Raw genomic sequence first — 11,829 nt, 5'->3', positions numbered from 1 at the left:
ATTAAGGTCTGTAATTGTATTGATAATATTTAAGCAAGTAGCCATCCATATCTAGAACATCTCGCAAACGTTGAAAGCCATCGTACTCGTAATATTCGGTAATACCGCGAGGATCCGTCATACTCGTCATACCTGTAGATGTTTTGTAGGTATAACCTGTTATCTGCGTTTTACGCATATTCGCGTTATTTCTAAGCCTTTGTAGGTTCGTAAGTATCGTCGAATCGGTAACTAATTGTGAATCAAAAGATGTAACCACAGACTGTCCTAGAACCGACAAAACCTCCTGATAGGTTGCATTTTCAATTTTGGCAATGGGGTATTGACCACCATAGCCCCAAAGAAAAACAGTATGTTTACCATCTTTATTCGTAATTTCCAATGGATTTCCGTATGCATCATAACTGTTGAAGGTCTGTGTAATTTCCCCAGATGATCCTCTTGCTCCAATTTCGATTTGGTCCGGACGAAAAAGCACACTGGATAAACGTTTATAGGGCACTTTTATATAACTGGTCAAAAGATTATCTGTATACAAAAATTTTCGTATATCTGTAATTAAATGTAACTGTACCATATTATTGTATACACCATCAGGGTCCAAATTCTCATCCACCATTCGCTGCGGCGTATAAATCTCCTCCTTGCACAAATTGCCTATACTATTCCGAAAAGATTTTTGGGAAAGCTGTTTATCCTTCGCATTGTAGCCGAACCATTCCTTTTGCTTGGTGGAATCTAATAAAGTATTACTCCTGAAATAATCAGTTTTTATTACTGTGTCTAATTTTGTATCATTTGAATATATAGGAAATTTTCGCACGATAAATTTGGATAGATTCTGTACAGCATCGACACCGGATATACTAACTTCTGGCAAATGATTGAATGCAGAATAATTATACAAAACTCTTGAGGTATTGGAATACTTTTTCTGAGTATGACTTATAATCGCGGCTTCAATACCTTCGACATTTAATCGCGTAGAAATCGGTAATGTCCCATTTACATTAACCACTTTCCCTTGGAAATTAAAAAGCTCCATTCCTCCTCCCCAAGCATAGTTATCTACAGTAGAATAATTCACAGGGAAATCGGGAGTGGAGTAATCAAATATTCTATATGCCAACTCGTTCTTTGAAACATCATAAATAGAAGCGTCCATACTGGTTACATTTTTATCGAAATCATGAACAAATTCACTAACATTTGAGTAAACATATGGTAAACCACCATAAATATTCGGATTTTGAATTGGATTAGAATGCAATGTATACATCCTTAAATATAAATTCGCAACTTGAGCCAAGCTATAAAAACTATAATGAGGGTTCAAAAAGGCATCTGTTACTGCTTCATAACACAGAGAAAACCAGCCCGAATGATATTGGGGATTATTGTATCTGATGATAGATGAAGAATCGGAGTATACTAAGCTATCATCTATCTTTTTAAACACATTATAGTTGAAAAATTTGGTTTTCGCTAATTTACCAGCAGAAGAATACGATTGTATCTGTGAAACCCTGAATCCATCCACTTTTTTGTCAACGTAGGATGTATCTATTCTCTCAAGATAGTCAAGCTCCATTTTCAAGGTCGCGTCTTTACCAAAGATTTCCACCTCAACCCAATAATCTACGTCCTTCTTAAAAACTAGATCTGTCGACACCTGCCTAATACCTGTCCCCATATACTTGCTTGTATACTGTCCGTTAAGAAGTAAGGTAACTGTTGAAGGGCCATTTGGCAATGCTATACGTCCTTCCGTACTCATGAGTTTGATAGTTGCCCAAGATTCTAAAGTAGATCCCTGCATGGGTGCATCTTCATCGTATGTTAGGGTAAATTTAAGAAAACCGACACCATTCTCTGGCACGTTAAAATCGAACAAACCTCCCTCGTAACTATCTTCTTCATTTGTATACCAATCTATCCTCTTATTTCTTACCTCATCGATCTGCCTAACTCGAATTTCATTGTTCTCATACGATATGGAATCAACACCTCCAGTGGGATGTTTAACATAAGATAGCAGCCCAGACATGCCATTCGCATTAGGATCTCTGTTCGCTATTGGCATATTAACAGCAAATGTCTTCATCCATGGTAAGTTGGGGACATCCAGAGCCTCTTCAGGTATCAGTCCTCTATTCACGGCGCCGTTGTAACAACCAAAATAATCCTGAGAAAATGAAAATCTATGCGGAAGTAACTCTGGTGTATAGTACCGAAAAGAATAATTATAATATGCGTCGTTCGAATGAACGTAAGCAGCAGTTAAAAAATACCTTGTTTTCAAGGATTCATGAAGAACTGGGTCTGGCTGTAGCTTTGATAACAGCTCAGCTTCCATAGGCGCTTGCGAAACAAACTTTGTATAACTAAAAGAAACCCTCCTAAGCTCTTCAAGGCTTGAGCTAAATCGCTTGTAAAAGATAATATCCTTAACTAATTTTTCGCCCATAAGATCTTCTCGATCCTGATAATCAAAGGTTATTTCGAATTTATCGGAAACAATCTTTCGCAAGATCCTACCATAGGATTGCTTAAATTTAAAACAAGAGGTTTTATAACCGCTTTCTGGCTGTGAACAGGATGCCGTCATTCCAGGATAAAAAATACTATAATAGTTCATCAGGTCATGGTATTCAAAATATGTCCAGAATTCGGTATAATTATCTGTGTAATCAAAATCCAAAGGATCGTAAATATATTCTAGCTGCTCCCCAGAAGGAGTAACCACTTTACTTAGAAACCAGCTGGTTGGGGAGGTATTGTATCGATAAGGAGAATTCACCTCACACTCATTCTGGTCATGAATTTTCACTATCTCTGTATCTTTAAAATAATATTTTACCCCGTTCTTGTCAGTTATCAAAAATTTATATCCGGGAACATCTATATCAACCTTTACTTTATTGTCATTCTTTAGAAAATAGGCACTTCCATTCTTAATAATGAAGGATCCACTTGCATCAAAAAAATTGTAATTATATAAATCATATTCTCCGTCAATAGTCCCCATGCTTAATTTTTTCACCAAGTCGTAATCCGTCATATCTGGCGCATCATTTTCAAGCCCATTATAGTCATCTGATACCCGTGTTGAAGCCGCTTCATCAGGCATTCCTCTGATCTCCCTACTTACGACACCGCCAATTGACAATTGCCATGACATTCCTAAACGCCCGCCCCATTCATTCACTTTAACAGCATGGGATGAATTATAGGAAATTCCTACCGTATAATCCCAATCCCGAAGTCCCAATGAAAATAGAGGCAGGTTATAGGACACCGCGCCTGAACCCTTTATTAAATCAGGGGATACATAGTTAGCATGCTGGTTCACTGCCGGTGATGGATTTAGTCTGCGTTCAAGTGTACTTTGATAATCCACCATAGGTTGTGCGCTAATGTCACAAAGATGAAACGATAAAAAAGTTAGAAACAATAACAAAATTCTGAAAAATCGTGCTAAAACAATTTTATCACTACAAAAGATAGGGTAATAATTCATTTATTTTTTTTCTTACAATTAAAATAAATTCCTATTACCTATTTGTGAAATTGATTTTAATTCTTTATTAACTAAATCCAAAACTCATTAAAACAGACTTCCAAAACAACATCAAGTTAATCAAAACATATGCCTCAGAAACGATCCTCATATGGGAGCGGGAACCTTATTTTCTGTATAACAGTGCTATCCACAGTACCATCGAACAACCAGCGGGTGATAGGGATATGCAGCAGCTCATCACGATCATAGGCCGTATACAACAGAGAAGCCAGATTAACATTCGTGATACGGTACGTCCAGAAGTTCCCATCATGGTCCAGTCTAGGCCCCCTAATGCCCTCTCCTTCCATATATCCAGAAAACGAAGAAGAAAAAAGCAGGAGCTCATCCCTCTCTTGTTGCGTAAGGGCAATAAAATCATTCTTAAGATGAAGAGAAGGCTTTTCTTGATGCATAACCGCATCGATAGTTAACTGATTAACTTCTGTAGCGCCTGTGCCTGCAATAAAGGTTCCATCGCGATCTATCCATATCACATGTGGAAGCATCCTGTGCGGAAAATAAGCCAATAACGTAGAATCTGCCACTATGATAGGGATTCCAAGGGAAACCTGGTAATTGTCTTCATAGTTATCCACGGCACGTTTGATCTTTTTCAGGTCATCCCTCGTATCTTTCGTATTGGGCAACAGAAAGACCAGATCATCAGCAAAATAAGTACGCAGCTTCTCTAATTTGGGAAACGCTTCTACACAGCTCTTGCACCAGCTCGACCAGAAATCAAGGACAATAAGCTTTCCCCGGTATTCATTTAAGGTTCTACGCACCGTATCCCCGGCAATCAGGAAAATGTGCTCACGGCTCCAGAATTCCTCGGGCAGTTTTTGACCTACGGCAATAGGTGTAATAATCGGCCGCCCATCGGCCCCGCTGTCCCTGCAGGGCTCCTGAGCTAGCAACTGATTACTAAACAACAAAACGAAACATATCCCGAAGCTGAACAATGTCCGGCTCCGGTTATTCTTTGATTTGAATAGGTGGAATATCCAGTCGAAATAAGACGTATCTCTCCCACCCTTATAAAAATTCTTCATTTTTTAAGGTTATTTCATAATGATCTTTGATACTAGCAACGCTTTAGAAAAATACCATCCCTTCTTTCCGGCCAGATGCCGGATCATCGATCTAATTAAGTTAATTGCAAAAAGGTTATCAGAATACGTGTCAACACTAAATCAGGTAACTTAATTGGTTTCTATTGACGTATTCTACGATATCGGTTAGCTCCTATTGGTACGGACTTTCCTTCTCTATCGTACTATGTAACGACGAAATCGGAAATATCTCACTCTTAGGAGCATTGTCCTGTAAGCGCTAATCTGGAGCTTTAATTAAGTTTTTGAAAAGTTGTTTTCTGTGACTCATAATTCGTTTATTTTCTGCCTTTGGGAGAAATCAGCAGAGAAACAAAATGAGCATAAAAAAGCCACCCTATTGCTTGCTCTGCCGAGAAGGCGTAGGACAGCCTACCGTCTTTCAACGGCCGCACACAGAGCAAGCAGGGTGCCCCTGTCTTATAGACTATACAAATATAGCATAAGACAAAGGTCTTTTCCTACTCCTTGTGTGCAGAACGTCCTACTTTTCTCCACAAGTTCTTCGGATAAAAATCCTCAACTTTTTATATTTCAATTTATCATAACCAATAAATTACACAAATTTACACATTATGTATCAAATAAACAACAATATGTAATAGAAAAATATGATTAAATACTTTTAGTTAGTTTAATCACACATAATGTCCACAGAAAATAAGGTAATAAAACAAAATAAACTCACCCCATTTGGCAAATATTTAGCGGTACGATCTGTTAATAAATCCGATGTAGCAAGGAAAGTGGGAATAAGTTTAACCAGATTGAACCGTTTATGCTATGATGAGAAAAGCTTTTTAAGAGCCTATGAATTACAATTAATTGCTCTTGCCATTAATGTGGAACCAGAAAAAATGCAGAAGGAATTATATGGACATTTGAAATTAAAGGAAGAATTCACACCCTCTGAAAAAATTATTAATCGAATCTCCAAATCTCTCAACGAAAAAGACCTACTAAAAAAATATAGCATAACTATTCGAGAGTTGGAACGGGTCACAGAGATCTTACTTTATTGCAATGAGGAAAGAAATGAATTAGAAATATTGAAAAAAATAGGCCTTAAACGTAGATCGCCTAAAATAATCAGGTCATTAAAAGCATCGATTGAGATAGGGTGGCTTACGCTAAGACAACAATCTGCAGAAGGCAATCTTATTAGTATTTATAAGACCTCCGAAGCAGGGAAGGAGATTTTGCAATTAAAGTGATGCGAAAAAAAGATGATAAAGTCTCTTCAAAAATATGTAAGCCTATATCTTTCCAAAGAGTTAAAAGAAGTATCCTCTTCACATAGGAACAATGAACATCAAGAACTTGATGTTTATGAAAAGACTATTATCTACAAATATACAGAGGATGGATACGAAAGCGTTAATAATGCGCTTAGAAAAGGGCAACCAGTACCTCTTTTGGGCACACATTTAATCAATTCACTCAAAAAAATCCCCAATTATAAACGACTGTGCTACAGAGCGGCTAAATTGAGTGAAACAGAAATACGCAAGTATTACGAAGCTAATCAAAGGGGTACAACGATAACAGAGCCAAGTTTCCTATCATGCAGCAAATCTAAATCCATTGCATTGGCATTCTGTCAAAGTCCGTTGTTCATCATTTTATCGAAGCATGGGAAAGATATTGAAAAAATTGCTAAATTTGGGATATATAGCGGTCAGAACGAAAAGGAAATTTTATTTAAACCTGGTTCAAAATTTAGGGTTTTAGATATATCAGGCGAAAATAAAAAGATAACAATTACTTTGGAGGAAGTCTAAAATGGATCTGGTAAAAGAATATAAGGAAAACACAAACTTTAAAAATGTAGAGGACATATTTAAAAGCTTGGCAAGTGTATTCATGTTTGGATCTATCAAATCTGATTATAAACGTGGAAAGACCATCAAGAATAAAGAAGAGATAAACGACCTGACTATTCAGTTTCTTGAAAACATTCTGGAGAATGATCTCGCGAATACAAAACAGGAAAAATTAACGGTCATTTCTCTACTGGACGAACTCAACTATCGTAACGAGCTGCTTCAGATTATGGAAAAAGAGAACCAATCCTCAGTAAAAAAAGCTGCTAAGAAGATCGGTAAGAAATTTATGTCTTCTGTTGAATGATTCCACATTCTTAAAAAACGTATAATTTACATCACTGTTTAGCTGGGTAAGATAGCTGACAACATATTGAAAATTATAATTATCTGAAGATTAATTATCCTCCAAAAATATTGGTAGTGCTAGATCAGCTTCTTTTAATCTAAAACCATCAACATTATCAAAAGAATAAACCCAAACCATCGGTTCAAAAGAAACAGGAGGTGCAGGAATATCATTTTTTTCTATCGATTTTACATTAGTTTTTGACACATTAAGGAATGTAAATATTTCACTATTTTCCGTAACTCTATAAATTTCTTTTGCAGCATTACCAAAAACTATCACTGGAATATTTTGATATTTTGTAAAGCCAAAAACTTTGTCATCCCTGCCTTTAAAACACGATCCAAAATCAGCTTTATCGAACATGGATATTCTTACTTCTATGTTCTCTCCATGCTGGATGATATTTAAAATTAACACGTCACTGTCAGCCTTAGAATAAGACTGTACACTTTCAAATACCGGCCGTATTACCATATTGGTAATTTCACTATTTATAGTCTTTAACTCATTTAATCTTGCAGAATCCTGACAAGTAAAAAACAATAAAAAATATAGTAATTTCATAAATATCTACTAAGGTTTATAAATTTTCGTATGATCATATCTCACATAGCTCCGATTCCTTGGAGTATAAACTTTTAATTTGGTACTAGGTGAATATTCATTTATGCAATTTGCTAAGGCCCTATCGCCTGTCAGATATGCTCCAAAACCACTTGGTCCATTATTTGAATTCGGGTGACTATGAATATGTTCACGCACTGGAACTTTATTGATTAATAAACTACGTATTAAATTACTTCCGCCAGACTCTTTATGTGATTTATGCGATGTTGCAAGATAATTAGATTTCGCTCCAAATTTAACTTGTGACCATTCAACCTTTGAATGTTGGGCAACAAATTCAAATAATTCTGTCGCTTTCAAGTCATCATTAATTTTATAAAAATCATATTTGTAGCCGTCAGATGCAGTACCCTCGTCTTTTTTATTTAAAATATCCTTTTCAACCTCAATAGAAGCATCCGTTTCCTCACCAATCGCAATGGTTATCGTAAATCTTAGTTGTTTATTCAATATCTACTTCTACAAATTGACTAATCTCAATGCCTTTCTTACTTAATTCTTTATTTAAATCTGTTTTACTTAAAGGCCCGTTTATACCCATGCTGGGATCAAAAGTATCATCGTTATACATTGGTATAATGTAGTATTCCTTATATAAACGTGTTTTCTTTTTTATAGCCTTCACAGCGACGAGCGTATCTCCTCTTTGGTAAAGATTTAATAATCCTCCATCTAACAGCCCTAAATAGTTTCCATCGTACAATTTGTAACACAAATCTTTGTCGTTCACATCATCAACCTGAATAACAAAATAATAAGGAAAAATCTCGATCTCACGTTGAAATCTGCAACCAGTTTTTAGCAAAAGCATTACAAATATACCAATCAACAATTTATAATTTCTCACGTTCAATGTTTTCTGTAAATTTAAAGGTTTGCCTTGCATTACTCATCGGCCCTCCCGAATCATAAGAAGGTGATGCGTGATAAAAAAATGAAGTCATACTTGTATTATTTTTAATATGAAATTCTAGGTATTCGCTATCGCCCTTTTTTCGATAATAGACATCTACGGTATAGCTACCAACAAATTGTTCAATAGGGTCAATGCCTGCCTTAAAAAACTCCTTGATACCGAAGCCACCTCTAAAGTTTGTTACACTAGCACCGTCAAGGTTTTTCCCCTTGTATTTATTATAGAAAAATTCCCTAGCTTCTTGAATTTTTGAAGCATTTTTAAAAGCATTAGCTACTCTATCGTTCTCATAAGAATTATATGTAGACATTCCCAATCCTCCCGAAGCCCATTGAACAAATAGTCCCGTAGCAGTTTTAAAATTAGCTCCCCAATTATCTAAATCACTACCTTTCTTATTCTTATCTAGAGGATCCTGTTGAAACTCCATTTCACTACCATCAGCATTCATCCCGTGACTGGCCATGGCATCAGCAAAGTCAACCTCACGACCATTATCCATATATTTCCCTGTACTCCAATTATATTCGGCAGCCATTCCATCTGGATCAATAAAGGCTATCGGATTATTGAAAGCATAGTTGTATGGCGAATAGCGACACATCTGCTCCGCCAGCGGATCCACCACGTTCCACCTTCCTATCTCCGGGTCATAAAATCTTGCCCCGTAATCGTATTGGTTACCACGACTTTTTCGTAGTCTGCCCGATTCTGTGGTAGCTGCAAACCGCCTTTCTCAAAGAACTTTACCTACCCAAAGATAGCAGTTGATTGGTTTCTGCAAGCGGTATTTTACGGTTGGTATGTTCATCTGTTGCAGCAAATATAGCCTCCGAAGTTTAGGCCAGTAAAGATCGAATTGACCATTATTAGCCAAGCAGAAAGCCCTATATAAAAAGGCTCAAATAAAAAAATTAAACGTAGCTTAAAATTTAAAGGAGTATTCGCTAAGATAAAGGAAATATTTGCTCTATGTTATTTAATTTGCTTAAAATTATCTTATCACATGGTATTATTCCTATTAAATCTTCTCCAACATAAAGCTCATAAGGATCAAATATCACAATTAGATTGACTTCTTCCAAATCACTTTCAATTAAATAGAGCTCAATATTATCTTCTCTTGCATCATAGTTTTGTTCAGACAGAATTGAGTTTAATTCGCATTGATAAATAGCATTTTTTATTATTTCAAACCCATCAGATGTATACTTAAAACCACCTAAATAAAAAGCTCTCTTAACCTTATCAAGAAAAGGTTTTCTTTTATTTATCGCTTTTAATTTCTCATAAAAGGGATTGTTTTTTTTCCTAAACATAATCAAATATTACAGCTATTTTTTTATAACCTCTTGAATTTTATCATAAAGCTCATCTGCAACTCCTCCCCCAACAAGCCCTCCTCCAATCGCACCCACTACTCCTCCAATTATTGCACCAGGAACCGCTCCTCCGCCACCAAAAAGCGCGCCAACACCAGCCCCTATTTTGGCACCAGCCTCTCCCCCCATAACAGCTCCAGCTAAAGCTCCAACCTCGTGAGTAGCTGCTTTAGGTTTATCGTCTGCTAACGTTACGTTAGTAACAGCCATCCCTACAGCTAAAACACCTGATGCCTTACCAACACTGCCTAAGTTAGAAACCAATTTATTCACTCCTGCATTTGTTTTACTCGCCGTACCTCCAGCTCGAGTCGCTTCACCACTTATCGGTCGCATGTTTTCTGCGACTGCCTTCATAACCGCAGGAGTCTTTGCTCTTGCTTCAATTTTGGCTTGTGTTCTTCCTTTCGAATCTCCAGCATCCAATTTAGAGACATTATTTTTATACTCCTCTCTAACACTTTCCGACTTCACTAGGGTTACAGATGCAGATGCAGCAACAGACTTAACTGAATTCCAAGCTCTTTTATACCAAGGATCTTCTGGCTGTCGTCCATCTGTATCAATAAATCTAATCGGATTATCGAAAGCATAGTTGTACGGTGAATGCCTACGCATCTTCTCCGCCAGGGGATCCACGACATTCCACCGTCCTATCTCAGGGTCGTAGAACCTTGCCCCGTAATCCAGCTGGTCACCAAGTTCCGTCTGAACCTCTTTACCGTTATAAAGATACTTATTATTTCCACCCGTTACAAGAGCCCTTGTCTTTCCAAACGGGTAATAGTCCTGCTGCTGTACGATATCCACCGTGGTAGCCGACGCTGTTCCTCGTTTGATAACTGACCGCACATTACCCAGATGATCTTTCAGGTTGTAATGGTAGCTATACGTTCCGCTGCTGTTCTGTAGGTATCCTTCCTCCGTCAGGATCATATCAATCGTACTGCTTCCTGTACCCGTCTTACTGTATTCGATTCCACCAATATAGTCACGTTGCGTTACCGTTGTACCTACCGTCGCTGTCTTACGCAGTTTTGTTCCTGTCGCATCGTAGAGATACGCTACGCTTGTACCCGTTTTGCTTGCCGTCTTCGGCAGGTTCAGGTAATTGTAGGTAAAGGTAGTCGCAAGGCGGTCTTTCGTCGCATTGCCGTTCACATCGTATGTATAGGTATTCGTGTTACCCGATAAGCTGGCCAAACGGTTACTCTTGCCGCTATTGTTATACGTATAGGTCGTCGAAGTCGTTGTCGTCGTGTTCCCCGTGTTGCGGGCAAGCGTCCTGATATTGCCCATATCATCGTAGGTCAATGCCTCGATCATAACCGTCGTGCCGGAGCTTGTACCGTTCATCAGGCGGTTCAGCTTATCGTAACTGTAATTGAACGTACTGCTGGTCGTTGCTGCATGCCCCCAGAGCTGTTGGGCGATATTACCGTTATATTGTGCTGCGGTAAGTTGCACTCCAGCTGTATTGACATTATAGTTCAGCAGTTCGGTAAACTGGGGAGCAGAGATATTCGTTGCCCAGCCCCGTTCGTTATAGCCGTAACTTACCGTGGTCAGGAAGTTCGTTCCGCTGTTCTCACCATGGATACCCTTGGTTTTGAGCTGACCGATCTCGTTGTAGGCCAAACGGCTCTGGATCACTTCCGCTTGACTGTCCACCTTCTTCTTCGTCTGTACCAACCTGCCAACATGGTCATATTCATTGGTCGTCAGAACGGTCGTAACGGAAGCAGAGCCACTGATACGGTGCTGGTGCTTGCTTGTCCAAAGCTGTCCCGAAAAATTATAGGTATTGGTAATACGATCTACTCCGCCTAGATGGTTATCCGATACAGATTCGACCAAACGTCCGCGTTTGTCGTAATAATTAACTGAGAGCAGTGGAGATGTTCCGTCGTCCTTGCTTACATTGGTTCCCGTCAATAGCCCTTTGAGCATAGATGTACTGTCCAGTCCTGATGTAGCAGCTAGAACGGTAGAGGCCTTGAAACCGTAATGTCTAATCGTTCAAAAGCACAAAATAACGTTTCAATTCTGTAT

General features: G+C 38.1%; 10 protein-coding genes and 1 pseudogene. 3 read left to right on the top strand and 8 right to left on the bottom strand.

What is annotated here, in order from left to right; genetic code table 11:
• Position 1: 1 nt before the first annotated feature.
• Both ACSZOX_RS22120 and ACSZOX_RS22115 read right to left on the bottom strand, forming a co-directional pair.
• Positions 2 to 3,403: a hypothetical protein gene (locus tag ACSZOX_RS22120; protein ID WP_437922398.1), complete on the bottom strand. Its 3,402-nt coding sequence runs from the start codon at positions 3,401 to 3,403 to the stop codon at positions 2 to 4.
• 251 nt (positions 3,404 to 3,654) lie between these two features.
• Positions 3,655 to 4,617 (bottom strand): TlpA family protein disulfide reductase, encoded by a 963-nt coding sequence (locus tag ACSZOX_RS22115; RefSeq protein WP_437922397.1) that lies wholly within the window; start codon positions 4,615 to 4,617, stop codon positions 3,655 to 3,657.
• A gap of 707 nt (positions 4,618 to 5,324) precedes the next feature.
• Between ACSZOX_RS22115 and ACSZOX_RS22110 the strand changes: the two genes are divergently transcribed.
• From ACSZOX_RS22110 to ACSZOX_RS22100, 3 genes are read left to right on the top strand one after another with little or no spacing between them, the layout of a single operon-like run.
• Positions 5,325 to 5,891: a helix-turn-helix domain-containing protein gene (locus ACSZOX_RS22110; RefSeq protein WP_437922396.1), complete on the top strand. Its 567-nt coding sequence runs from the start codon at positions 5,325 to 5,327 to the stop codon at positions 5,889 to 5,891.
• Between the two features lie 12 nt (positions 5,892 to 5,903).
• Positions 5,904 to 6,458, top strand: coding sequence for an ADP-ribosyltransferase (locus tag ACSZOX_RS22105; RefSeq protein ID WP_437922395.1), 555 nt, complete (start codon positions 5,904 to 5,906; stop codon positions 6,456 to 6,458).
• Position 6,459: 1 nt separating this feature from the next.
• Positions 6,460 to 6,807 carry a hypothetical protein gene (locus ACSZOX_RS22100; RefSeq protein WP_437922394.1) on the top strand — a complete coding sequence of 116 codons (348 nt, stop codon included), beginning with the start codon at positions 6,460 to 6,462 and terminating at the stop codon, positions 6,805 to 6,807.
• A 90-nt stretch (positions 6,808 to 6,897) separates the two neighbouring features.
• Here ACSZOX_RS22100 and ACSZOX_RS22095 read toward each other — a convergent pair whose 3' ends face one another.
• The 6 genes and pseudogenes from ACSZOX_RS22095 to ACSZOX_RS22070 all read right to left on the bottom strand — a co-directional run bounded on the left by ACSZOX_RS22095 (position 6,898) and on the right by ACSZOX_RS22070 (position 11,727).
• Positions 6,898 to 7,416, bottom strand: coding sequence for a hypothetical protein (locus ACSZOX_RS22095; protein WP_437922393.1), 519 nt, complete (start codon positions 7,414 to 7,416; stop codon positions 6,898 to 6,900).
• Between the two features lie 9 nt (positions 7,417 to 7,425).
• Positions 7,426 to 7,929, bottom strand: coding sequence for a JAB-like toxin 1 domain-containing protein (locus tag ACSZOX_RS22090; protein WP_437922392.1), 504 nt, complete (start codon positions 7,927 to 7,929; stop codon positions 7,426 to 7,428).
• Positions 7,922 to 8,326, bottom strand: a complete 405-nt coding sequence (locus ACSZOX_RS22085) for a hypothetical protein (protein ID WP_437922391.1) — start codon at positions 8,324 to 8,326, stop codon at positions 7,922 to 7,924. The genes ACSZOX_RS22090 and ACSZOX_RS22085 overlap by 8 nt, the downstream gene beginning before the upstream one ends.
• A gap of 601 nt (positions 8,327 to 8,927) precedes the next feature.
• Positions 8,928 to 9,077, bottom strand: a pseudogene (locus ACSZOX_RS22080) (RHS repeat domain-containing protein); the annotation flags it as partial.
• Between the two features lie 265 nt (positions 9,078 to 9,342).
• On the bottom strand, positions 9,343 to 9,714 hold the full coding sequence (locus ACSZOX_RS22075; protein ID WP_437922390.1) for a hypothetical protein: 372 nt from the start codon (positions 9,712 to 9,714) through the stop codon (positions 9,343 to 9,345).
• A 15-nt stretch (positions 9,715 to 9,729) separates the two neighbouring features.
• Entirely contained in the window at positions 9,730 to 11,727 is a 1,998-nt protein-coding gene (locus ACSZOX_RS22070) for an RHS repeat-associated core domain-containing protein (protein WP_437922388.1), read from the bottom strand.
• Positions 11,728 to 11,829: the final 102 nt, after the last annotated feature.

The organism is Sphingobacterium sp. LRF_L2 (assembly GCF_965644235.1).
Classification (GTDB): domain Bacteria; phylum Bacteroidota; class Bacteroidia; order Sphingobacteriales; family Sphingobacteriaceae; genus Sphingobacterium.
Note: the sequence above shows the minus strand (reverse complement) of the source record. Positions and strands in the feature narration are given on the sequence as shown.